Annotated in this window: 16 protein-coding genes; 10 read left to right on the forward strand and 6 right to left on the reverse strand. The window is 67.2% G+C overall.

What is annotated here, in order from left to right; all coding sequences use genetic code 11:
• Positions 1–11 precede the first annotated feature (11 nt).
• Together IEX78_RS08080 and IEX78_RS24155 are read right to left on the reverse strand one after the other, a co-directional pair.
• Positions 12–3,992 carry an ATP-dependent helicase gene (locus IEX78_RS08080; RefSeq protein ID WP_188828111.1) on the reverse strand — a complete coding sequence of 1,327 codons (3,981 nt, stop codon included), beginning with the start codon at positions 3,990–3,992 and terminating at the stop codon, positions 12–14.
• Entirely contained in the window at positions 3,989–8,371 is a 4,383-nt protein-coding gene (locus IEX78_RS24155; RefSeq protein WP_229683807.1) for a PD-(D/E)XK nuclease family protein, read from the reverse strand. Before IEX78_RS24155 ends, IEX78_RS08080 begins: the two co-directional genes overlap by 4 nt.
• Positions 8,372–8,473: 102 nt before the next feature.
• Between IEX78_RS24155 and IEX78_RS08095 the strand changes: the two genes are divergently transcribed.
• The 4 genes from IEX78_RS08095 (at position 8,474) to IEX78_RS08110 (ending at position 11,770) form a co-directional block, all read left to right on the forward strand.
• Positions 8,474–9,265, forward strand: coding sequence for an alpha/beta fold hydrolase (locus IEX78_RS08095; RefSeq protein WP_188828112.1), 792 nt, complete (start codon positions 8,474–8,476; stop codon positions 9,263–9,265).
• Between the two features lie 63 nt (positions 9,266–9,328).
• Positions 9,329–9,628, forward strand: a complete 300-nt coding sequence (locus IEX78_RS08100) for an MGMT family protein (RefSeq protein WP_188828113.1) — start codon at positions 9,329–9,331, stop codon at positions 9,626–9,628.
• Positions 9,629–9,688: 60 nt separating this feature from the next.
• Positions 9,689–11,446, forward strand: coding sequence for an NTP transferase domain-containing protein (locus tag IEX78_RS08105; protein ID WP_268240883.1), 1,758 nt, complete (start codon positions 9,689–9,691; stop codon positions 11,444–11,446).
• Positions 11,447–11,596: 150 nt separating this feature from the next.
• Entirely contained in the window at positions 11,597–11,770 is a 174-nt protein-coding gene (locus IEX78_RS08110; protein WP_188828115.1) for a hypothetical protein, read from the forward strand.
• Positions 11,771–11,823: 53 nt separating this feature from the next.
• On the opposite strand, the gene IEX78_RS08115 is transcribed toward IEX78_RS08110, so the two are convergent.
• The 4 genes from IEX78_RS08115 to IEX78_RS08130 are packed head-to-tail and all read right to left on the reverse strand — an operon-like array spanning position 11,824 to position 16,920.
• Positions 11,824–13,560: a dipeptide ABC transporter ATP-binding protein gene (locus IEX78_RS08115; RefSeq protein WP_188828116.1), complete on the reverse strand. Its 1,737-nt coding sequence runs from the start codon at positions 13,558–13,560 to the stop codon at positions 11,824–11,826.
• Entirely contained in the window at positions 13,557–14,402 is an 846-nt protein-coding gene (locus IEX78_RS08120) for an ABC transporter permease (protein WP_188828117.1), read from the reverse strand. The genes IEX78_RS08115 and IEX78_RS08120 overlap by 4 nt, the downstream gene beginning before the upstream one ends.
• Positions 14,399–15,358 carry an ABC transporter permease gene (locus tag IEX78_RS08125; protein WP_188828118.1) on the reverse strand — a complete coding sequence of 320 codons (960 nt, stop codon included), beginning with the start codon at positions 15,356–15,358 and terminating at the stop codon, positions 14,399–14,401. Before IEX78_RS08125 ends, IEX78_RS08120 begins: the two co-directional genes overlap by 4 nt.
• Complete coding sequence (locus tag IEX78_RS08130) at positions 15,355–16,920, reverse strand: ABC transporter substrate-binding protein (protein ID WP_188828119.1); 1,566 nt, start codon at positions 16,918–16,920, stop codon at positions 15,355–15,357. Before IEX78_RS08130 ends, IEX78_RS08125 begins: the two co-directional genes overlap by 4 nt.
• A gap of 230 nt (positions 16,921–17,150) precedes the next feature.
• Between IEX78_RS08130 and IEX78_RS08135 the strand changes: the two genes are divergently transcribed.
• From IEX78_RS08135 to IEX78_RS08160, 6 genes are all read left to right on the forward strand, one after another.
• Complete coding sequence (locus tag IEX78_RS08135; protein WP_188828120.1) at positions 17,151–19,463, forward strand: arylsulfatase; 2,313 nt, start codon at positions 17,151–17,153, stop codon at positions 19,461–19,463.
• Between the two features lie 245 nt (positions 19,464–19,708).
• Positions 19,709–21,655, forward strand: coding sequence for an S-methyl-5-thioribose-1-phosphate isomerase (mtnA, locus tag IEX78_RS08140; protein ID WP_188828121.1), 1,947 nt, complete (start codon positions 19,709–19,711; stop codon positions 21,653–21,655).
• 4 nt (positions 21,656–21,659) lie between these two features.
• Positions 21,660–22,232, forward strand: a complete 573-nt coding sequence (locus IEX78_RS08145) for a 1,2-dihydroxy-3-keto-5-methylthiopentene dioxygenase (protein ID WP_188828122.1) — start codon at positions 21,660–21,662, stop codon at positions 22,230–22,232.
• Positions 22,229–22,915 (forward strand): acireductone synthase, encoded by a 687-nt coding sequence (gene mtnC / locus IEX78_RS08150; protein WP_188828123.1) that lies wholly within the window; start codon positions 22,229–22,231, stop codon positions 22,913–22,915. The genes IEX78_RS08145 and mtnC overlap by 4 nt, the downstream gene beginning before the upstream one ends.
• A gap of 955 nt (positions 22,916–23,870) precedes the next feature.
• Entirely contained in the window at positions 23,871–24,269 is a 399-nt protein-coding gene (locus IEX78_RS08155; RefSeq protein ID WP_188828124.1) for a hypothetical protein, read from the forward strand.
• Positions 24,270–24,390: 121 nt separating this feature from the next.
• Positions 24,391–24,867: an Lrp/AsnC family transcriptional regulator gene (locus tag IEX78_RS08160; protein WP_188828125.1), complete on the forward strand. Its 477-nt coding sequence runs from the start codon at positions 24,391–24,393 to the stop codon at positions 24,865–24,867.
• Positions 24,868–25,000: the final 133 nt, after the last annotated feature.

Raw genomic sequence — 25,000 nt, forward strand, 5'->3', positions numbered from 1 at the left:
GTGTGGTCACTCTAGCTTTCCCCTATGACAGGTGACTCGGGTGCGGCGTCGAGGATCAGTCGCGCTAGCTCGGCTGGGCCAGCCAGGTTGGTCGGTGCGATCGTGCGACCCGTGCGCACATAATGGAATGCCGCCGAAACCCGTTGCAGCACAGTGTCTTCGGTTTCGCCCGTGCGGGCGGCCATGAGTCGAGCCCAGGCGACGCGGTAGACGGCGAGCTGCATCGCGACAGCGGCGACGTCGGCTGGGCCGGGCTCCGCGCCGGTTTTCCAGTCGACAACGATCCAGCCGCCGCCGGGTTCGGCGAAGACGGCGTCGATGCGTCCGCGAATCACCGTGCCCGCGATGCTCGTCTCAAACGGCACTTCGACGTCGATGGGATTGCGGTGCGCCCACGGTGACCGCCGGAACGCCGATTGCATCGCGGCCAGCTCCGCTTCGGCGCGGCCCTGCGGCCCGCCCGCGTCGGCCGCACCGGGGAGTTCGTCGACACCGAGCAGGCCCTCGGTGCCGTACCAGGATTGGACCCACGCGTGAAAAGCGGTGCCGCGCCGCGCCATTGGGTTCGGCGGGTACGGGAGGGGACGGCGGAGCCGGGCGGCGAGGCGGTCGGGGTCGGCGCGCAGTTCGACGAGGGCGGTCGCGGGGAGTTGCGCGGGCAGTTCGACGCGCTGGTCGGCTTGGGTTGCCGCGGTGAACTCGGCGAGGAGGGCGTCGACGTCGGAGGCCCAGCCGTCGGGGTCGTCGGCGATTGGGTCGTCAGCAGTTGAGCGGTCGGCCATCGGGTCGTCAGTGAGGGGATCGTCGCCAGTTGCATCATCGCCAGTGAGGTCGTCGCCAGCGAGCCTATCCGGGCTAGAAACGGTGGCGGGATCGCTTGGGGTAGGCGCCTCGGCGGCGGCTTGCGGGGTTGCATCCGATCCGGGCCTAGTTGTCGCCGGGGCAGCGATGAGGTCGTCGGCGTTACCTGTCGACTTCGGGGGGCGCTTGCGTTGTTCGGTGCGTAGCCGGTCGAGGGCCTCGGCTACCAAGCGCGCGCCTGCCTCGATGGGGTCGCGGCGGTCGCCCAGGGGGTCGCGCGGCCACAGGGCCGTTGCCGGGTTGTCGGCGAACGGGTTGGGGGTTTCGGGCGGCGGCGGGTCGTCCCAGCGGACGATCGTCGCGATCGTTGGGTCAGCGTCGACGGCGGCGCGCAGGTCTAGCAGGAACTCCGACGGGCCCTTCGGACTCGCGCCCGTCTCGGCCCAGTGAAAGCCCGAAACAAGCAGTACCCGTTCGGTTCTCGTCAGGGCGACGTAGAACAGGCGGCGTTCCTCGTCGAGTCGGCGGAACTTTAGTGCGTCGCGGTGTCGGTTGATCGCGCGTTCCAGCTCGGCGCGGTCGCTGACTTCGCTCAGGTCGAGCACCGGCACACCCTCGGCGGCGGCGTCGGGTTGGGCGCGGTCGCCACGCAACGACGTCGGCAATTCGGCCATCGCGCCGAGCCAGGTGGTCGTCGCGGTGCCGGACGGGAACACCGACGCGCTCACGTGCGGGACCGCGACGACCTCCCATTCGAGGCCCTTCGCCGCGTGCACGGTGAGGATCTGGACGCGGTCACGCGCGACCTCGACTTCGCCTGGCTCAAGCCCGTTTTCGACGTCTTCGGCGGCGGTGAGGAACGCGAGAAGGCCAGCGAGCGTGCCCCTGCCGTCGGCCGCGTAACTGGCGACGACCTCGGCGAACGCGTCGAGATGTTCTCGGCCCGCGCCCGCGCCCGCGATGGCCCGTCGCGCCTGGGTTTCGACGCCAACGCCGATGGTGCGTTCCACGTCGGCGACGAGTTCGACGAGGGGTTGTCCGCTGCGTTCACGCAGGCTCGCCAATTCGGCACCGAGCGCTTCGATGCGGGCGAAACCTGCCTCCGAATAGTCTTGTTGCGGACCGGGATCGGCGATGGCGTCGGCGAGCCCGGCCTGTTCGGCGGGCTCGGGCGCGACGTCACGCAAGGCGGTCGCGAGACTTGCCGCGTCGGTGATGGCATCGGTGGTATCACCGCCCATCCTGCCGATCGACAGCGCGCGGGCGCGACGAGCGAGCGCGGCGAGGTCGGCGACACCGATGCGCCAGCGGGCGCCGGTGAGGATGCGAATCGCCGCGCTGCCGGTGCCGGGTTCGGCGATCAGCCGGAGCGTGGCGACGACGTCGGCCACCTCGGGTGTCGCGAGCAGGCCGCCGAGGCCGACGATTTCGACCGGAAGTCCCCGCTCGCGTAGCGCTTCGGCGAGCGGCGCGGCGTCGGCATTGCGACGGATGAGGACGGCGGAAGTAGGTGGCGGCAGCTCGGCTTCCCGATGCTTGGCCCACTGTCCTGCGATGCGCTCAGCGACCCAATCCCGTTCGACCGCAACGGTTTCTAGCAGCGCGAGTTCGACAGTGCCGGGTTCGGCATTTGGTTTGGCGCGCAGCGCATCGACCGTCGCGCCGCCACCAGCCCGCGCTCGCTCACGCAGCGGATCGGCCACCAGATTCGCGAGGGCGAGCGCTTCGGGCGGATTCCGCCAACTGGTGAGGAGCGGAAGAGTTGGCGCGGGGACGCCGGGCTCGACGGGAAAGTCAGTGGCGAACCGAGGAAGGTTCGCCGCCGACGCCCCGCGCCACCCGTAAATCGACTGCATGGGATCGCCAACGGCGGTGACGGCGAGCGCGCGGACACGAGCTTTCCCGCGCGCCCCGGACTCGTTCGCGGCAGGAGCTCCGGGACTTGCGGCAGCGCCCCCCTCGCGCGGGCCACTCGCCGCAGCACCCGCGCGCGGCCCACTCCCCGCAACACCCTCGCGCGCGCCACTCCCCACGGCAGCCTCGTGCGCGCCACTCGCGACAGCACCCTCGTGCGCGCCACTCGCGACAGCACCCTCGTGCGCGCCACTCGCCGCAGCACCTTCGGCCGGACCACCCCCGCCCGGGCCACTTGCCACGTGGGCTCGTCGCAGGTCGCCGGCGAGGTCAGGCGCACTGTGCGGCGGCGAAAGACTCTCCGCGTTAGCCCGTCGTAGGTCGCCGTCGAATGGACCGTCCGCTGCGGGCTCATTGACCGAAATCGCACTGCCGCCGCCAAAGAGGGCCGACAGCAGCACTCGTTGGGCGTGGCCCGTGTCCTGGTACTCGTCTAGCAAAACCAAGGCGAAGCGGGCGCGTTCGGCCGCCGCCACTTCGGGATGTTCCACCGCGAGGCGTGCAGCTAGGGACATTTGCGAGCCGAAATCTAGTGCGCCACGGCGATATAACGCTTCGGCGAGCTGACCTACCAACGGCAGCAACGCGACTCGTTCGCGCTGCGCGTTGACGATGTCCATCAACTTCTGGCTCGGGCCGCCCCGCTGACGTGGGCCTGGCGGCAACGAGAAGACCAGCTTCTCCAATTCGGCATGCGCGTCAGCCAGTTGGGCCGGTTCGACCAGGTGCTCAGCGAGCTGACCTGCCAACGCGAGCACCGCCTCGGTCACCGAAAGGGGCGAACGCTCAGTTTCCAGGTCGCCGTCCCACGACCGAACGACCTCGTGCGCGAGCTGCCACAGTTGTGTCTGTGTGAGCAGCGCCGCCGACGGCTCGACCGGCAACAACAGTCCGTGCGCGGTGAGCAGCCGACCCGCGTACGAGTGGTACGTGCTGATCTCCGGTTCAGCTCCGACGATGCGGGTGCGCAACGCGCCACTGGGGTCGATCGCGCGCAACAGCGGTGCGCCCGACAGCCGCGAAAGGCGCGTGCGAATGCGAGAAGTCAACTGCTGCGCGGCTTTTCGCGTGAACGTCAACCCAAGCACTTCGTCCGGGCTTACCAGTTCGTTGGCAACCATCCACACCACGCGCGCGGCCATCGTCTCCGTTTTGCCCGCCCCAGCGCCCGCGACAACGAGCGTCGGCCCGACAGGTGCGGCGATGACGGCCGCCTGTTCGTCGGTCGGCGGCGGGAGGCCGAGTGCGTCGGCCAGTTCTTGTGGGGTGACTTTCATTCGTCGGTCACCTGGCGACCGGTGTCCTGAACTGGGCAACTGTTGGCCACCTTGCAGTGGCGGCAGCCGTCGTTGCGCATGGCGAGGTAGCTGGGGCCCTTGGTCGCGTTCGCGGCGTCATGGATGGTGTCGCGCCACTCTTCGACGGTGTCGTCGTCGAACGGTTCTTGCGCGCGTTCGGTTGCCGCGCCCGTTTTCTTCACGGCCTTCGCGACGTAAAGCAGGCGCGCGCCGCCCGGTTGCGCTGGGGTTTCCTCGATCGCGCCGGCTGCCGCCGCGACCTGATAGGTGGCGAGTTGGGCGTGGTCGGCGGCGGAGTTTTCGCTGATCGGCGTCTTGCCCGTTTTGACGTCGATGATCACGAAGCGCCCGTCTGCGTCGCGTTCGAGTCGGTCGATGCGGCCGCGAATGCGGACGGCGCGCTCGTCGTCGCCGCGCGGGGGCAGCACGCAGTCGACCGGCACCTCAACGCCCGCCTGGGTGAGTTCGCCGCGCGTGTTGCGCACCCAGGCGAGGAAGGTTTCGAGCATGGCTTCGGTGCGGCGAAGTTCTTGGCGCGAATGCCAACTCGTCGTTGGGTCGATCGACCGCCACGCCTGGTCGAGCGCCGCTTTAACCTGCGTTTCGGCGACGTCGCCCGCAAGCGCCTGGACGAGCGTGTGGACGAGGTTGCCTTTGAGGGCGTGCGGGTTGTCGCCGTCGGTGCCGCCGTTGCGTTCCAGCGCCCACCGCAGCGGGCAGGTACGAAGGAGTTCGACCGTTGACGGGGAGAGGCCGATCGGTGCGTCATCGTCGAAAAGCTCACGGCTTGAACTGATTTCGGCGGTGCCATACCAGTCGGTGGGGTCGGTGCCGGGCACACCTGCGTCGGCGAGGCGCGCCAGTTGGTGAGCGGCGCGTTCGCGGCGTTCCGGATCGGCGTTGGGGTCGGGGTCGCAGACCACGCCGCGCAGTTCAGCGACGAGCGCGTGCATGACAAGCGCGCGGCCAGGGTCGGCGACGGCGAGCGTGGGGTTGTCGTCGGTCGCGTCGTTGTCGGGGTCGCCGAGCAGTTCGGTGAGGAAGCGCGAAGGCACCAAATCCTGGTCGCCCGTTGCGGATTCGACTGCCGTGACGAGCAGTGACCTACGCGCTCGCGAACACGCGACGAGCAGCAGTCGACGCTCCTCGGCCAGGATCGGCGCGCTGCGACTCACCGTTGCCGACGGGTCAGCGACACCGTCGAGCAGGTCGACAAGTTCCTCCACATGTAGGAGCGTGCCGCGAGCGCGCGGGTTGGGCCAAATGCCTTCTTGCACAGCGGCAATCGCGACGACATCCCATTCGCGCCCGGCCGCCGCGTGTGCGCTCAGCAGCGAGACGGCTTCGGCGTCGGCGGTGAGTGGCCGCGATTGTTGCGGAAGTTGTTGGTGCAGAAGGTATTCGACGAACCCTTCGATGCTGGCGCGGGGCAGTCGATCGACGTAAGCGGCTGCGGCATCGAACAATTCGACGGCGGCGTCGAGGTCGCGATCGGCTTGCATTCCGGCCGCGCCGCCGCGTCGCGATTGCTTGAACCAGCGACGTTCGAGGCCCGAACTGGTCCAGAGCGACCAGAGCACGTCTTCGAGACTTTGCCCACGTCGATGAAGTTCGCCGGCTTTGTCGATGGCGCGCAACACTTTTCGCAGGGGCGATTGCTCGACCTCGGTGAGGCGGTCGAGGAGTTTGGGTTCGCCGATACCGATGATGAGGTCGCGCAGGATTTCGGCCGATGACTGGTCGATGAGCGGGATCGGCGCGGGATCGGACTGCGGTTTTCCGCGCGATTGGGGTTCTTCCGGCGGGGATTGGTCGTCGATGAGGTCGATGTCGTCGGGCAGGTGTTCGATTGGATCGAAGATGCGCTCGGGGTCGGGGCGCAGGGGGTCGTCGGGGTCGTCTTCGGAGGGGAACCAGTCGATTGGATCGTCGCCAGCGGCGAGGTCATGGGGGTCGCCAGCGGAGGGGGACGAGTTGGTGCGGTCGTTGTTGTCGGCAAGGCCATGCGGGTCGCGAGCAGCGGACAGCCCGCTGGTGCGGCCGTTGTTGTCGGCAAGGCCATTCGGGTCGCCAGCGGCGGGCAACCGGTCGATGTCGTCGGCGAGATCGTGGGGGTCGCCAGCGGAAGGCAACCCGCTGGTGCGGCCGTTGTCGTCGGCAAGGCCATGCGGGCGGCCGGTAGCCCGCAACCGGTCGGTGCCGTCGGCGAGGTCGTGCGGGTCGCGAACGGTCTGGGCGCTGACCCGGTGTGTCGTGGGCGTGACCCCGCTCGTACGGGTGTCCTCACCCCAAAGGGTGAACTGGTCGCGCTCGTCGGCGTAGGGATCGTCGTCATCATCGCGCAGCCGCTCCAGTTCCAGCACCCCGCGACGGATGCCGCGGCGCAGGCGGCGCAGTGCGATCTGGTCCGCGCCGCCGAGCGGGCCCGCGATGAGGTCCATGGCGTCGTCGGGCGAGAACATCGCGTTGATCGCGCGGCGCGAACCTGGGCGGCTCGGGTCGGCGGCCAGCAGCGCACGCAACGCGAGCAACATCCACGCAGCACCACGCCTGCGCACGAGGGGTTCGCCAACCGTGGGCCGCCGCACGGGCACACCGGCAGCGAGCAGCGCGCGACGCAGCGGCGCGAGCGACAGCGGCACCGACCGCACGATCACCGCCATCTCCGACCACGGCACCCCGTCGGTGAGATGCGCGCGCCGCAGGTGGTCGGCAATGAGCGCGGCTTCTTTAGCTTGGGTGCCGAGCACGCGCACGCGAACCGAGGCATCGACGGGCGCGTCCCCGTCTGCGGGTGCATCGCCCGCACCGCTCAGCGCTTCGCCCTTCGCCGATTCACCGTCGCCGCGCCCCGGCTCAGCGAGGCGTGGGTGCCTCGCCAACACCGCGTCGCCCGAACTCCCAGCGTCTTGCGTCCCCGCCCCCCGCACCGGCGCACCTTCGTCGCCTAGACCTCCCAGTGCCTGGACTGCGGGGCTGTTGTCGGCATCGCGCGGTGCATCGGCGTAGCCGGAATCCGACGTCAGCCCGTCGACTCCCCCAGCGGCCCCGAGAACTCCCGTTGGCGCACCTTCGTCGCCCCGGTTTCCGGCATTCCGGTGCCAGTCCTCAACGGCGCGCGATCCGTCGCCGTCCCCCGGCTCATCAGCTTCCGCACCCTCGCTGATAGCTAACGAGTCACTAATGGCTAGGTCGAAGAGCCCACCCAACGAATCCTCGTGCCGCTCAGCAACTTCCGCCAGATCCTCAACATCGACCAACTCCGGCCCCGGCAGCACCCGGTGCGGGAACGCGCCGGGCAACCGCGCCGCGATGCGTGCCGACGCCACCTGGATCGGGCCAGCGCTGCGATGGTTGCGGCGCAACACAATTCGTCGCTTGCGCACCGTCGCCAGCTCCGTCAAAAAGCGCGCGTCCGCTCCACGGAACGTGAAGACGCCCTGGTCCGGGTCGCCCGCGACCACCGTGCTCGCGCTTCCGCTGCCGATCGCGCGCACTAACATCGCGGCCTGCGGGTCGAGGTGTTGGGCGTCGTCGACGTACAGGTAGCGAATCCGTTCCCGTTCTCCTGCAAGGAGATTGCGGTCGGCCGCCAATGCGTCGAGGGCGGCGCCGACGAGTTCCGCCGCGTCCAACGCGGGCGCGGTGGCCTCGGGCGTCGTCACGCCAACCGACCAGCGCAACATTTGCGCCTGCTCGTAGCGCTCGAAGAAGCGACCCGCCGCGATCCACGCGTCGTTGTCGTGTTCGCGACCTAGCGCGATCAGGTCTTCGGGACCGCGACCACGCTCGGTGGCCCGCAACAGCAGATCGCGCAGTTGCGTCACGAAGCCGCTCAGTTCCAGCGCGGGCACCAACCGCGGCGGCCACAGCCGGGTCGCGCCGCCGCGAATGTCTTCGACGTCGCCGCGCAGCATCTCGCGCAACACCGCGTCCTGCTCGGCACCGGTGAGCAGTCGAGGCGGCGGGTTGCCGTGCAGGTCGGCGTGACGGCGCAGCACCGAGAACGCGTAGGAGTGCAACGTGCGGACGATCGGCTCGCGACTCGCCCCCGGCACCCCACCGAACCCAAGCTCGCCGGGGCCGCCTTCGAGCGCGGTGGTGATCGCGGTGCGCAGCCCGATGGCCGCCTGCTTGGTATTGGTGAGCACGAGCATCGACTCGGCCGGTTCGCCCGCGGCGATCCGTGCGGCAACCAGGTCGACGATCAACGCCGTCTTCCCCGTGCCCGGGCCGCCGAGCACCTGCCACGGCAGCCACCCAGGGCGCGGCGGCGCGGGTTGCGCCTGTTCGGCGAAGAGGGCACGGATCGGCGCGCCCCAAGCTCGCGGCCGGGGCGCTCGTTGGCTCCGGCGCACGAGTCGCACTGAGCTATCCGATCGCACCACGGGCGCTATTTCAACAGACCCCACCGACAACAATGCGGCACCGGGGTGCGCGCACGCCCGCGACCGGCGACAATGGAGGTCGTGTCCGCGCTGAATGTCGCACGTTTCGGTCCTGCCGACGGCCCTGTTGTCCTCGCGTTGCATGGGCTCACCGGCCACGGCAACCGCTGGGAAAACCTCGCTGAAGATCATCTGCCCCAGGCCCGGGTGATCGCGCCTGACCTGCGCGGACACGGTCGTTCCACGTCGCTGCCGCCGTGGGATTTCGAGACGATCGTCCAAGACCTTGTCGAACTGCTCGCCGAGGAAACGACAGGCCCGGTGGTTGTCGTTGGTCACTCGTTCGGCGGCGCGGTCGGGCTGCATCTCGCCGCGCGACACCCGGAGTTAGTGCGCGGCCTCGTCCTGCTCGACCCGGCGATCGCGCTCGACCCGAAGTTCCTTGACGACATCGCGACGTCGACGATCACCGACGCCGACTACACCGATATCGCCGAAGCGCGGTCGGATAAGCAGGCGTCCGGTTGGTCGGCCGAGGAGGTCGACCCGGCACTGCTCGAACGCGAACTCGCCGAACATCTGATCCCGACGCGCGACGGCCGAGTGGGCTGGCGCGTGTCGGTGCCCGCGCTGGTCTCGTACTGGGGTCAGCTAGCGCGCCCGTTCGTCCTTCCCCCGACCGACCTCCCGACGGTCCTGGTCCAGGCAAGCAAGGTGCACCCGCCGTTCGTGACGCCGGAGTTCCGTCAAGCACTCGAAGACCACATGGGCGACAACATCACGACCCACGACTTCGACAGCGGCCACATGGTCACCCACGCCCGCCCAGCCGAAACCGCCGCCCTCATCGCACCCCTGCTGTGACGGCAACAGCCGGTCCACGAGCAGCGTGGCCCAGCAGTCGCCGCGCACCCTTACGCTGACTTGGTGGCCGCAACAACGCCCGAGCAAATCGACCAAGTCCGCGCCATCGTCGCCGCGATCCCACCCGGCAAGGTCACCACCTACGGCGACATCGCCGAAGCCGTCGGCCTCGCCACCCCACGCACCGTCGGCTGGATCATGCGCACCGATACCGCCGACCTCCCCTGGCACCGCGTCATCAGCGCGAGCGGCCGCCCGAGTGCCCCGCGCGCCGAACTCCAACTGCGCCTGCTGAAAGCGGAAGGCGCGCCGATCATCGACGGTCGCGTCGTAATGCGAACGGCGCGAACACAACTGGGGTAACTACCTCGCCTAGCCGCGCCCTAACCGCCGAGCACTCCCCCGCCCGCTAGCATGGCCCGCGTGTCATCTACCCCCGCGAACACCCCATCGACCAGCGCGAACGCCATCATCCTTGCTGGTGGGCGCGCGACCAGGATGGGTGGGATCGACAAGCCCGGATTGGAGATCGGCGGTCGGTCGATGCTCGATACCGCGCTCGCGGCGGTCGCGGGATGTGCGGACATCGTTGTCGTCGGACCGCAACGGGACAACCTCAAGCCGACCATCAAACAGGTACGCGAAACCCCGGCAGGCGCGGGACCGGTCGCGGCAATTGGTGCCGCCCTTGACCTTTCCGGCTCCGCCCCCTGGGTGATCGTCCTCGGCGCTGACATGCCGTTCCTCACGCCATCCGCCATCGACGCATTACTCAGCGCCGCAACACAATCCAACACCGAAACGTTCGCCATCGACGCCGACGGTCGCCCGCAATACCTCGTCGGCGTCTGGCGCCGCGAAGTACTGAAAGACGCACTATCCCAACTGGATTCACTCGCCAACCAACCAATGAAGGCGATCGTGCCAACCAACCCAACTCTCGTCGCCGTCCCCGACATCGCCGACTGCGATACCCCCGAACAGGTCGTCGCCGCCCGTGCGGTCGCCGCCCGCTCCGCGACGAAATTCACGCTCGACGAAGCGCGCGAGGGGCTCATCGCCCGACTGACCCCACTCGAACCGCACACCGCGCCCCTTGCGCAAGCACAGGGCGGCGCGCTCGCGCAGCCCATCACCGCGGCGGGCGCACTCCCCCGCTTCGACGTGTCCGCGATGGACGGCTACGCCGTAAACGGTGACAGCCCTTGGCAATTGCGCCGCGACATCGGCTTCGCGGGTGGGGCACGTCCCGACGGTCTGCGCTCGGGTGAAGCCGTCCGCATCGCGACGGGCGCGCACGTTCCCGACGGAACAACCGCCGTCGTCCGCGACGAATTCGCCACCATCGATGGCGACATCCTCGCCCGCACCGAAAACACGCCCATCCGCGACGACATCCGCCGCGCTGGCGAAGACCGCAATGTTGGCGACCTTGTCGCGCAAGCGGGCACTCGCGTGACTCCCGCGCTGCGCTCGGCGGCAGCGTCGGTCGAGGTCACGCATGCCGAAGTCCGTGGCCCGTTGAAAGCGCGAATTGTCATGACCGGCGACGAGATTCGCGCCGACGGCCCCCTCCAACTCGGCCAGACACGCGACTCGATCGGGCCCGTCCTGCCCGACTACCTCCAGTTCTACGGCGTCGAGATCGTCGACCGCGTCCACCTTCGCGACACCGCCAATGGCTTCGACGAAACCCTCAGCAACGCAACCGATGTCGACCTCGTTGTTGTCGTTGGCGCGACGGGTGGCGGTGCGGCAGACCAACTTCGGGCCGCACTGGCGCGCATCAACGCGACCAACATCGTCGAACGCCTCGCCCTCCGACCCGGCGGATCCACAGTCGTCGCCGAGACAGCAAGCAACACAACCATTTTCGGCCTGCCCGGCAACCCCTTCGCCGCCATCGCTGTCCTCGCCGCGTTGACCCCGTCGATCGTCGCCGCGCGCACCGCGAGCCCGCCCCCACGCCGCATCGTCGGTCCGCTGCACAACGCGGCCGAGGTCGCGACCAACGCGACGCGCATCACCGCCGCCCGCTACGCCCCCGACGGCGGCTTCCTCGGCGACCCCCACCTGCGCACCGCCCACCTAGCCGGACTCATCGACCGCGACGGCCTCGTCGTCGTCCGCCCCGACACACCCGACGGCGGCACGGTCGAATTCCTGCCACTGCCCCGGTGACACGCCGCATTCCCGCAGCTAGCGCATCGATTTTCCCGCCACATCTACCGCCACGCCCCGCAGCTGCCTATCGTGGATCTCGCGGACCGCGATCGAGAAGTCACCAGGCGATTTTTATCCCCGGAAGCCTCTGAAAGGACCGTGTGGAGAATGGCTGACAAGTCGAAGAAGACGCCGAAGAAAATGCCCAAGCAGATGCCGCATCAGCAGCAGCATCAGCGCAAGGAGCAGGACTCCAACGCTGACATGCAGGGCATGACGCGCGAAGAAATGATGCGCGATGGCTCCGACGACCGGCGTTCGCGCCGCCCCGGCCATAACTGATCTACCCGCGTCGCCGAGCCGCCGGTGTGCACACCGGCGGCTCGGCTGTGTCCTTACGCTCGCGCTAACCGAGCTCCGGACGCCGAGGATTCGCCCCGCTCCCGCCCGTCGCGGCGAGCCGCCGCCGGATCGGGTACGGGTACCGCGTCGAGCAGGCGGCGGGTGTACTCCTGAGCCGGAGCGCCGAACACCGCCCCGACCGCACCGGATTCGACGATCTGGCCCTGACGCAGCACCACCACCCGGTCGGCGACCTGGTGCACCACGGCCAGATCGTGGCTGATGAACAGGCTGGCGAAGCCGTATTCGGCGCGCAGGTCGGCGAACAGTTCGAGTACCTGTGCCTGCACGGAAACGTCGAGCGCGCTTGTCGGTTCGTCGGCGACGAGTAGTCGCGGCGCAAGGGCCAACGCCCGTGCGAGCGCGACCCGCTGACGTTGTCCGCCTGAGAGTTCCCCGGGACGCCGGTCGGCGTAGTCGCGGGGCAGGCGCACCGATTCGAGCAGCGCTTCGACCTTGGCTCTAGCCAACGCACCCGTCGCCGCCTTGTGCACGTGCAGCGGTTCGGCGATCGAGTCGGCGACGCTGCGGCGCGGGTCGAGCGAGGCGCTCACGTCCTGATGCACGAGCGCGACATTCTTGCGCAGCGCACGCAGCTCCCGCGCCGACAGCCCGGCGAGCGAAACACCTTGCAGCAGAACCGTTCCCGATGTCGCTGGCACGAGACCGAGTGCGGTTCGGCCCAACGTTGACTTGCCCGAACCGGATTCACCGACGAGTCCAAGCACTTCGCGCGGAGCGAGCGACAGCGAAACCCCTTGCAGCGCGGGGAAAGGCGCGACCCCGTTCCGCCCCCGGTAGACGACCTTCAGATCGTCAATGCGCAGGACGTCTTCGGCATCGACTTCCCCTGCCGCGCCGCCCTTTTCGGCGACAACAGCAGGCTGGCGGACCGTCACCGAGCGCAACGGTCGCTCATCGGATTCCGAAGCCGCGTCCGCGCGCTCACCCACCTCAGGCAGCCGCGGTACCGACGCGAGCAACGACTGCGTGTACTCGGCTTGCGGATGCGCGAAAAGCCCGTAGACCTCGCGTTCCTCAACCACTTCGCCCGCCCGCAGCACAACGACACGATCGGCGATTTCGGCGACCACACCCAGGTTGTGGGTGATGAACAGGATCGCCGTGCCCCGGTCGCGCTGCAATGAACGCAGCAGCGTCAGGATTTCGGCCTGCACGGTCACGTCGAGCGCGGTCGTCGGCTCATCGGCGATCAGCAACTGCGGGTCACCCGACAACGCCAACGCGATGACCACGCGCTGCTTCTGCCCGCCCGAAAGCTGATGCGGGTACCAGTGCAGTCGCGCTTCGGGCTCCGGAATCTCAACGGCGGCAAGCAGTTCCACCGAGCGACGACGAATCGCCTCTTTGTCGCGAATGCCGTGCGCCCGCAACGCGGCAGCGAGTTGAGTACCGATCTTCTGCACCGGATTCAACGCCGTCTGCGGCTCCTGAAAAACCATCGCCGCACCGGTGCCGCGCAACTCACGCAACGTCGACGCGTCGGCGTCAATGACCTCAACGCCACTCAACCGCACCGACCCCTCGGCACGCGCGGTTTCGGGCAGGAGGCCAAGGACCGACCGCGCCGTCAGCGACTTGCCCGACCCGGACTCACCGACAAGCGCGACCACCTCGCCGCGCGCGACGGTGACGTTCACGCGGTCAACAACCACCTGGTCACCGAAGCGCACGACCAGGTCTCGCACGTCAAGCACCACGTCGCTCATGCCAGCCTCCTAGCTCGGCCCAATGCCTGAGCGATCAGTAGAAATCCCAGCGTCAACGCGACGACAACGGTCAGCGGCCCGATCGCCATCCACGGGTTCGCATCCATGTTGTCGACCGACGCCGCGATCAGCGACCCAAGCGACGGCTGCGGCGGTCGCACGCCAATGCCGATGAAGCTCATCGCGCCTTCAACGAACACCGCGATGGAAAGCGACAACGCGAACTGCACGCTCAGCGGTTCAATCACATTGGGCAGCACATGCTTTCGCAGCGTCCACCAGGTGTTCGCGCCGATCACCTCGGCCGCTTCGACGTAGGGCTGTTCGCGGACCGCGAGCACGGCGGTGCGAATATGACGGCCGAAGATCGGGATCTCGGCGGCGACAATCACGATCGCGACCGCGTGCCAACCGGGTCCGGTGATGGCGGCGAGCGCGATCGCGAAGATCAACGTGGGGAAGGCGAGAATCACGTCGAACACCCGCTGCGCGACCACGTCGGCAACGGAGTTGAGCGTGGCGACAAGACCGACGGAAGCCCCGATGACGGCGCCAATCGGTACCGCGACGATCGCGATGAGCAGGTCGATGCGGATGCCAGCGAGCAGACGGGCGGCGACGTCGCGGTTGAGGTTGTCGGTGCCCAACCAGTGATCGGCGTTCGGGCCAAGCAGGTTGGCGCCGGGGATCTGGGCGAGCGGGTCGTAGCTGGTCAAGAGGCTGCCGAACACCGCGAGCAGCACGACAACCGCGACAAGGATCACGCCAGCGAGACCCTGACCGTGGGTGAGCGCGTGCCCGACCCCGCGCCGCCGGGGCGCGACAGTAACGGCGGTACTCATGCCTTCCCTCCGATCCGAATGCGCGGGTCAAGCCATGCGTGCGCGATGTCGGTGAGCAGCTGAATCGCGACGAACACCGCAACCGAAAGCAGCAGCAACACCTGCACGAGCGGGTAGTCGCGTCGGGAAATACCCTGCTCGATCAGCTGTCCGATGCCCGGCCAGGTGAACGCGGCCTCGACGAGCACCGCACCGCCGAGCAGCGCGCCGGTTTGCAGACCGAGCACGGTCAGCAGGGTCGGCAATGCGTTGCGCAGGGCACCGCGCGTGACGATTTCGCGATGCGAAATGCCGAGCGCTTGGGCGGTGAGCACGTACGGCTTGGTCAGCTCGGTGTGCAGCGACTCAGTGAGGAAGCGCGTGAGCGCGGCGGCGACGGGCAGTGCGAGGCAGATCGCGGGCAGCAGCAGGTACTGCACCGCGATGTCGGGCCGTGCGATGAAGCCGTCCGGCGGAACGCCACCCGAGGGCAACACCGGCAACAACACCGCGAAAACGAGCACGAGCAGCGGCCCGACGACGAAGGCGGGAAGCGAGATCGCGAACGTATTCGCCCCGGCGACAAGGGTTTTCAACCACCTACTTGGCCACAGCACCGACGAAACCGACACCGTGAGCGCGAGTACCACCGCGATCAGCATCGACGCGCCAGTGAGCACCAGCGTGTTCGTGAGCCCACGCCCAACCAGGTCGCTGATCTGGCCACCGATCATGTACGAGCGACCGAAGTCGAGCGTGAGCACGTCGGCGATCCAGCTCAGATACTGCACCGGGATCGCGCGATCCAGCCCGAGTTGGTGGCGGATCGCGGCGATCGAGTCGGGCGACGCGTCGTTGCCGGCGAGCAGCGTCGCCGGGTCGCCCGGCACCAACCGCAGCACCGCGAAGATCAAGATCGATGCGATGAACAGCACCAACGCGGCTGACGGAAGTCGATGCAGTAGATAGCGCGTCATGACAGGAAGGTGTTGGTGAGCACCGGCTCGCGGCGGCGCGTCCAGTCGAAGCCGTGCACCTTCTTCGAGCCGGTGTACTGCTGGTAGCGCACGCCGATTTCGATGAGGAACAGCCCTTCGAGCAGCTGATCAGAGAGCTTGCCGTACGCGGCGACCGCCTCCGGGCCGTTGCCGACCGGGCGCTGCCACGCACCGTCAGCGGCGGCGATGTAGGCAGGCGACTCGTACCGCGACGCGTTGCGACGCGCGTTGAACGGGTAGGCGCTCACGGTGAGCGTCGACGGGACGAACTGTGCCCACGAGTGGTCGGTGACCCACAGGCCGCGGAAGCCCTGGCCGGTGAGTTGCTTGACGAACGTGGCGGCGTCGACGGGGTCGAGTTCGACGTCGATGCCCACCTCGGCGAGGTTCGCCTGCACGATCTGGGCGGTTTCCTGGAAACCCTGAGCGAAGGTCAGCGGCAGCTTCGGCGGCTTGCCAGCGGCGGCGAGCAACTCCTTCGCCTTCGCGATGTCGCGCTTGTAGCGGGTGTTGCGTGCCTCGTCGTAGGCGGGCGAGCTCTTCGGCCAGGGGAGGTTGGTCGCGTATCCGGCACCGCGGTAGACCTCGGCGACGATGCGGTCGCGGTCGATGGCGTAGGCGATGGCCTGGCGAACGCGCACATCGGCGAGGACGGGGTCGGTCACGTTCACGCCGACGTACTGCTGAATTTCGGCGCGCTCAAGGTTTTGCACCTTGAACCCGTCCTTGCCGAGGTTTTCGGCGTCGCGGTAACCAAGCTCGCTCGCGATGGCGACCTGACCGGTCTTCACGGCGTTGGCGATGGCCTGCGCGTCGGGGATGATCGACACCTCGACGCGGTCGAGGTACGGACGCTCCGGCACCCAGTAGTTCGGGTTCTTCTCAAAGATCAACTGCGAGTTAGGGATTCGCTGCACGAACTTGAAGGGACCGGTGCCGATGTAGGTGTCGCCTGTGCCGAGCTTGTCGATGGTCTCGCTGTCGAGGATCGGCACGGTGTCGAGCAGGTCGAAGATGTTGTTGATCGGGCCCGACAGCCCAAGCACGATGCGAGTCGGCGAAACGATGTCGAACGTGGTGACCGAGGCGGCGGTGCTGCGCAGCTGGGCCGACCACTTCGGGTCAGCGTAGGTGCGAATCGAGAACTCGACATCCTTGGCGGTGAACTGGCGGCCCGAGTGGAACTTCACGTCATCGCGCAGGTCAAGGCTGATCGAGCGACCGTCGGCGGCGAGCTGCCACGACTTCGCGAGCAGCGGCTCGGGCTCGAACTTGTCCTTGCCGTAGCGCACGAGCGACTCGTAAACAAGGCCGACGACCGTCGGAACGGCGGCGGTGTTGGTGAGGATGTTCGCCGGGACCAAGTCGGTGCGGATCGCGGCCTTGAGGGTGCCGCCGCGCACGGGCGTCGCGTTGTCGTCGCCGCCCTTGCTTTCCGACACCGCCGAGGTGCAGGCGGCCAACGCTGCACCGCCGAAGATGGCGGCAGCGGCAATACCGCTGGTGCGCAGGAAGTTACGACGGCTGGGGGTAGTGCTCATGAAAGGGGTCCCTCATACAAGAACGTCGGGCCGATCGTCGGCTCCGAGACAGAAGCGGCGCGCGCCGCGTGACAGGTTCGCTGGGTTAGCTACACAGGACGCGACACGAACAGCAGGCGCGATTCGTTGGCATGATGCGACGCTAACAATTCGCCGGGGCGGGGTCACCGATTCGACGCAGCGTGCACTTAATCCTGGTGACCAGCGCGAAGCTGCCCTTTACTGCGACGATGGCTGTTCCACCTCATGCACGCGGTTATGAATCGTTCGGCGGCAAGATTGGTCGCACGTCGGCGGACTCGTCGCCGGAATGGATTTACCCGCCGACCGCTCCCGCGGGCGCGCCCAACATTGTCGTCGTGCTCGTAGATGACATGGGCTACAGCGATATTGGGCCGTTTGGTTCCGAGATCGACACCCCCACGCTCGACCGGCTCGCGGCCAACGGCGTTCGGCTGTCGAACTACCACACCACGCCGCTGTGCTCGCCTTCGCGCGCTGCCCTGTTGACCGGAATCAATTCGCACCGTGCGGGTTTCGGGTTTGTCGCCAACGCTGACCCTGGCTACCCGGGACTGCGGCTTGAGCTGGCCGATGATGTGCTCACGTTGCCAGAGATCTTGCGCGACAACGGATATGCCACGTACGCGGTCGGTAAGTGGCATCTCGTGCGGGACGCGACGATGAACCCGTCGGCCGCCCGTGGTTCGTGGCCGACGCAGCGTGGATTCGACCGGTACTACGGTTCGCTTGAGGGGCTCAATTCGTTCTACTACCCGAACCAGCTGGTCTCCGACAGTTCCGTTGTCGACGTCGAGGAATACCCCGAGGTCTACTACCTCACCGACGACCTCACCGACAAGGCCGTTTCCTACATCAAGGACCTGCGCGCCCACGACGCCGAAAAGCCGTTCTTCCTGTACTTCGCGCATGTCGCGATGCACGGTCCGTTGCAGGCGAAGGCCGATGACCAGGCGAAATACCGTGGTCGCTACGCCGAGGGTTGGGACGAACTGCGGAAGCGGAGGTTCGCTTCGCAGATCGCCCAGGGTCTCTTTCCGGAGGGCACGCGGCAGAAGGAACGCAATACTGAGCCGGGTTATGAAGCGGCGGAATGGGATTCGCTGACCGCCGATGAGCAGCGTCGCTATGCCAAGTACATGGAGGTGTACGCGGGCATGGTCGACAGCATCGACCAGAGCCTTGGTCGCATCGTCGACCTGCTGGAAGACCTTGGCGAACTCGACAACACGATCATCGTCTTTACCTCCGATAACGGCGGCACGGCCGAGGGCGGCCCCGAGGGCACGCGCACGTACTTCGCCGAATTCGCCCACATCGACGACCCCGAGTGGATTGGCGACGTCCCGCACGATGAGGACCTGATCGGTACCGCGAAGTTGGGCGTGCACTACCCGCGCGGGTGGGGTCAGGCGTCGAACACGCCGTTCCGGTTCTACAAGGGACAGACGTTCGCCGGTGGCGTGCGGGTGCCGTTGGTGGTGTCGTGGCCGAAGGGGCTGCCGCGTGGCGAGGGCGACAACGGGATTCGGCATGAGTACGCGTACGTGACCGATCTTGCGCCGACGTTGCTGGATCTGGCCGGACTGTCGCGGCCGTCGGTGCGACAGGGGTTGCCCGCCAAGGACTTTGACGGTGTGAGTGCAGCCGAGTTGTTGCGTGACGCAGGCGCTCCGACGCTGCACACCGAGCAATACTCGGAGATGACCGGGCATCGCGGGTTCTACCGCGACGGCTGGAAGTTGCTTTCCCTATATGAGGCGGGCGACGACCTCGACGCGCCGAACTGGCAGCTCTTCGACGTGCGCGCGGATCCGACTGAGCTGCACGATCTTTCGGCTGAGTTCCCGTTGAAGGCGGCGGAACTGGCGGAAGCGTGGGACCAATCTGCCTGGGCGAACACGGTTTTCCCGTTGCTGACGCGCGCTGACCTGTTCCGTCGTCGCCCGGAGGAAGCGCGGTTCTCGGCTCCCGTGCGGTTGTTGCCTGGCACACCGACGTTGGAGCGGTACCGTTCGCAGCGACTCATCGCGTTCCGCGATTTCACCATCACCGCCGATTTGGGCGAGGGGTATGTCGCTGGGGATGAGGGCGTGCTCGTCGCGCATGGCGATCCGCTTGGCGGCTACCTCGTCTACGTCGAGAACGGCGAGCTGGTGCTTGGCGTGAACAGTTACGGGCGGTACGCGTCGGTGGCGGTGCCGTTGCCGGTGGGGACCCGGGAGGTGACCGTCGCGGCGACGGTGGAACCGCGTCTGCGCTGGGACTTCGTCATCTCCCTCGACGGAACACCGCTCGCGGAGCTCACCGACCAGGTGCAGTTGGTCGGCATGGCACCGTGGACGGGCATTTCGGTTGGCGTCGACGCGCGTGGTCCGGTGGCGTGGGACCTGCGGGAACGTCGGGGGACGTTCCGGTACACGGGTTCGCTGCGGTCGATCACGTACACGCCGGGTGCGGTGCGGCTTCCGCAGCGGGTGATCGACGCTGTTGAACGGGAGGCGGAATACGTGGCGGAGTAGTGGTCGCCCGGCGGTGGGCTTGGGGCACTTGCATCGCCGCAGGTCCCAGCGTCGGAAATGAAGTGAAACGCACGTGACCCGTTGGCATTTTCGTGCAGGTTCGAGGCTGTGAGGTCGATTTTGGGGCTTCATCGCGCGAACGTGCACGAAAATGCCACTGTTTTTGCCCACCCAAGCAACAAGATCAACTTTGGGCTCCGATACCGTTAACCAGCCCCCAGCACACTTCTCGTAAGGACCGCTCTGTGACCGACAGCTCTCTGACCTGGGACGACGGTGCGCTCGTCACCATCGACCAGCGCGGGCTGCCGCGTCACGTGACTGAACTGCGGTTGACCAAGGTTGACCAGATTATCGACGCGATCGTCACCCTGGCGATTCGTGGCGCGCCCGCGATCGGCATCGCTGGCGCGTTTGGCGTGGTGATCGCGACGCGCGACCACACCGTTGGCGGGATTGTCGACGTCGCGGCCGTGAACGCCGACGCCGACCGCATCGCGGCGGCGCGTCCGACGGCCGTGAACCTCGCGTGGGCGGTTGAGCGGGTGCGCGCTCGCGTTGCCGAGGGTGCCGACGCCGTACTTGCCGAGACGCTCGACATGCTCGCCGAAGATGGCGCGGTCAACCGTGCCGCCGCGACGCACGCCGCTGACCTGGTGCAGCAGCTCTGCGGCGACCGTCCGCTACGCCTGCTCACTCACTGCAACACCGGCCGGCTCGCCACGAGCGCGTTCGGGACCGCGATCGGCGCGTTGCGTGTGCTGCATGAGCGGGGCGTCGTGGCCGATGTGCTTGTCGACGAGACCCGCCCGCTGTTGCAGGGTGCGCGCTTGACCGCGTGGGAGTTGGCCGAGGCTGGGATTCCCCATCGCCTGACCATCGACTCGGCGGCAGCATGGGCGATGGCGACGGGCCAGGTCGACGCGGTGCTTGTCGGCGCGGATCGCGTGACCGCCAACGGTGATGTCGCGAACAAGATCGGCACGTTCGCGGTGGCGCTGGCCGCGCGTCACCACAACATCCCGTTCATCGTCGTCGCGCCGGAGTCGACCCGCGATCTGTCGATGGCGACGGGCGCGGAAATCGTGGTTGAGCAGCGCGCGGCTGGTGAGGTGACCGGGTTTGGTGGGGTGGAGACCGCACCGGTTGGGACGGCGGTATTCAACCCAGCATTCGACGTGACGCCTGCGGATTTGGTGACGGCTGTTGTCACCGAGAACGGAGTTGTTTACGGGGGTGGGCCTGCGGTGGCCAGTAATCTCGTTGCGCCACTTGGGGATTCGCCCGTCGTTCATACGGCGACCGAATCCCACGCGGCTGCGCGGCGCACCGCCGGTGCGGCGACCGGGTTTGGTGGGGTGGAGACCGCACCGGTTGGGACGGCGGTATTCAACCCAGCATTCGACGTGACCCCTGCGGATTTGGTGACGGCTGTGGTCACTGAGAACGGGGTCGTTTATGGGGGTGGGCCCGCAGTGGACAGCACTCTGGTTGCGCCACTTGAGGATTCACCGGTCGCTCCCGCGACGAACGACACCGCGGGGCCTGCGCAGCGGACGAGCGATGTCGCCATCGGCACGCGCATTGCCGACATCGCTCGACAGCTTTACGGGCGCGGGTGGATGCCTGGGACTGCGGGCAACATCTCGGTGCGTGACGGCGACGACGCGGTGGTCACAGCCAGTGGGCTCTCCAAAGGTGAACTGGGCGAAGGCGATACGGTGCGCGTCGCCATCGTCGACACGGTGGTGCGGCCCGGGCAAACGCGAAAGCCGTCCGCCGAGACCAGCATTCACACCGCGATCTACCGGACAACGGGTGCGGGCGCGGTCGTGCACGTCCACTCCCCCTTCGCCACCGCCCTCGCGACCGCCAAGGTTGGTGCCACGGAGAAGGTCGTCCCGCTGACCATCGAAGGTTATGAGCTACTGAAAGGCTTCGGGCTCGCCGACCCAAGCGCCGCCGACATCCCGGTCTTCCCCAACTGGTCCGACGTCGCGCGCATCGGTGATGACATCGACACCTACCTGCGCGAAACCCCTTCCGCCCCACCCGTTCTCTTCATTCACGCCCACGGCATCACCGCGTGGGGCGACACTTTGGCGCAGGCGCGCGACCGCGCCGAATGCCTAGAAGCGTTGTGCGAGTTGGTCATTCGGACCGGTCGCACCAACTCCCGCGAGATCGGATAACACCATGACCCTGTTGCAAGTGATGGCCGCTGACAATGCCGCCGACGTGCGCGTCCGCACCACCGACCCCGCCGAGATCGGCAAGGTGCTGGCCGAACTCGGGATCGCCTACTCCCACTGGGACGTCGTCGACAACGCGGAAGGCACCGATTCCGACGCACTGCTCGCGCATTACGCCCCGCAGATCGCGGAACTGAACGCCAGCGGGCGGTACGAGCACATCGACGTCGCCCGCATCCACCCCGACGCCGACAACCCGGAGTGGCCCGCGATCGCCGCGGGTGCGCGTGCGAAGTTCCTCGATGAACACCGCCACGCCGAAGACGAGGTTCGTTTCTTCGCCGCAGGTCAGGGCTGTTTTTACCTGCACGTAGGCGACGAAGTTTTGGCGACGGTATGCGAAGCGGGCGACCTTCTTTCGGTCCCCGCGGGCACCCTGCATTGGTTCGACATGGGCACCACCCCGAACTTCATCGCGATCCGTTTCTTCGAGGAAGCTGACGGCTGGATCGGCGACTTCACCGGCGACAAGATCAGCGCGGGCTTCCCGACCCTCGACGAACTGCTTGCAGCGTGACGGTACGCGCGATCGTCATCGACATCGAGGGCACAACGAGCCCCACCGATTCGGTGCGCACGGACCTGTACGGGTACACCGAGGCGAACCTACCGCGCTGGTTGGCCGAAAACCCTGACGGCGCAGCCGATTTGGTGCTTTCCCAGACGCGCGAGCTGGCCAACGAACCGGATGCGTCAGCGGCACGAGTAGCCGAAATCCTCACGGACTGGCTGCATTCCGACGTGAAGGCTGAACCGCTGAAGGCGGCGCAGGGCGCGATTTGCGCGGAGGGTTTTCGAGCGGGCGATCTAGCTGGCCGCTTCTTCCCCGATGTGGCCCCAGCTTTGCGCACCTGGCACGCGTCCGGCATCCCCCTTTACGTTTATTCATCGGGTTCCGAACGCAACCAACGAGATTGGTTCCGCTACGCCGAGGTCGGCGACTTGTCAGATGTACTCGCAGGCCACTTCGACCTAGTGACCGCAGGCCCCAAACGCGACCGCGCGTCGTACGAGTCGATCGCGAAGGCAATCGAGGTCCCGCCGTCCGAGATACTGTTCCTGTCCGACCATCCAGACGAGCTGGACGCAGCTGTAGAGGCAGGTTGGCAGGTAGTCGGCGTAGCACGCCCTGGCGAACCCAACACCCCTTGGGCCCCGCACCGCTGGGTGTCGACGTTCGCCGAGGTGGACCCGAAGTAGCGACGTTGCCGGGTTGATCCGCGCCGCGTGACTGCCGTCGGGCACGGACGTTTACCAAAGTCGGTCCGTAGTCGCGCGACCGTCGGCCGCACCAGCGTGTGGGACGTTTGCCGAGGTAAATGTGCGGGGTGGGACCTTTGCCGAGGTAGATGTGCGGCGGTAGTGCGGCGGGCACGGCACAACGGTGTGCGCCCCTCGCTCACTCAGCGCCCGTCGAGCAGACCACTTAGTCTGCTAGACGTCAGCTTCCCCGACGCCAGGGATGCCCGCCACGCTGCAAGCTCCCCAGCTCCGGCGCTCGGTGCGAGTCAACAAGGCCAGTCAATCGGTGACGTGCACGCCCTCGCAGCAACGCGATGCCCCATGCAACAGCCGCGCCATTCGAATGTGCGTGGCGAACACCGGATCTTGGAGGTGGCGCGCAGTTGCTTGATGCGAAGCGAAGGGACGCGGTCGGCTGCAATCGGCTCTTCCGCAAAAAACGAGGGCGCCCCGGCCCGATACATTCGACCGTGCACCGTCGAGCACCCGAATCTCGAACGTTGCGCGCAGCCCGCGACGCGAAGCGAGCGGTCGCGCCCCTGCAATCGACACGTTCGAGCAATCCCAGCCCCGCACCCGCGACCTCGAGGAGCGGCGGCCCCGCAGGGGCCGGTCGCGGCCGTCCGTCCGTTCAGGTGCCGTTGCGTAGGCGACGAAGGAGCAAGCAACGGTGCCTGAACGGACGGACCTCAGGGCCGCGACACGCGCGCGCCAGCGCGCCAAAAACACAGTTATGTACCGAATCCCTCCACCGAATACCCGTGGCAATGGCGGGCGGTCTACAACCCGCCGCGTCAAGAACCCCCGACAGAAGCAGGCGGGCACTTTCCCTACAACGCAACCCCGGTTGTCTAACCATCGGAACCCCGCTCCTTCGTGACGCGCGGCGCAATGGCGGGGCAAGCCAATCGCATTGACCGTCGCCGTCGCATTGCTCTCCACCGAAGCCAGTGTGATCGGCTGGATGGCCGCGGGCGCGAAAGGCGTGGCAATCGGGCTCTTTGGCATCGCGCTAATGAGTGGGCTCGCCTACCTGTACGTGACATTCCCGCCCCCGCGCGTCCACAAGGCGCTACGTCCACACACCTTCCCGGGCGCCCGCTTCGCCGCCAACTTCGCCAGCGACGCAGTGACAGTCGAAACCGCAACGTCGATCTGCTGCTACCCCTACGCAAATCTCACTCGCATCACCACCCACGACGCAATGACGCTGCTCTACCTAGGCCGCGCCCCCATGGTTTTCCCCCAGGAACTCTTCCCACCCGAGATGCAACAAGCGTTGCGCGACAAGGGAATTCAAGTAACACCGTGAGCTAGTCGACTTTGTGGGGATCAGTGATCCGTCGCCTTACCCGCACGCGCGTCACGCTACGACCAGTATCGCAGCAGGTCACACCATGACAACAGGGTACGACCTTTGACAGGATCGCCCTGTGACCGAGCGCGAAACCAAACCAACGCCCGCCCTTGACGACATCTCCAAGTTGATCATCGAACAGCTTCAGGAAGACGGGCGGCGGCCGTATGCCGCCATTGGGAAGGCGGTTGGGCTGTCGGAAGCCGCTGTGCGCCAACGTGTTCAGAAGTTGTCGGACGCGGGCATCATTCAGATTGTCGCGGTGACGGATCCGCTGCAAATCGGGCTCTTTCGCCAGGCGATGCTCGCGATCAATATCGACGGGCCCATTCGGCCCGTCGCCGACGCGTTGGCCGAGTTCGACGAGATCACCTATGTCGTGCAGGTGGCTGGTCGCTACGACGTGCTGTGCGAAGCCGTCTGCTCGGGCGACGAGGCGCTGCTCGACCTCGTCTCCAACAAGGTGCGCACCCTGCCTGGCGTTCGTGGCGCGGAGATCATGATGTATCTCGAGTTGCGCAAGCAGACTTACCGCTGGGGTTCAGCCCAATAGTCCGCAACGGATTTCGCAGTTAACATCCCGATAACACTGCTAAATCCACGGTCGCAAGCGAAACTAGCAACTGATTCGGTTGCAGCGACGGGAGGCGTGTGAGATAACCGAAGGGCAACCGATCCGAGGAGCC

Source organism: Nocardia camponoti, from assembly GCF_014646135.1.
In the GTDB taxonomy this organism is placed as follows: domain Bacteria; phylum Actinomycetota; class Actinomycetes; order Mycobacteriales; family Mycobacteriaceae; genus Nocardia; species Nocardia camponoti.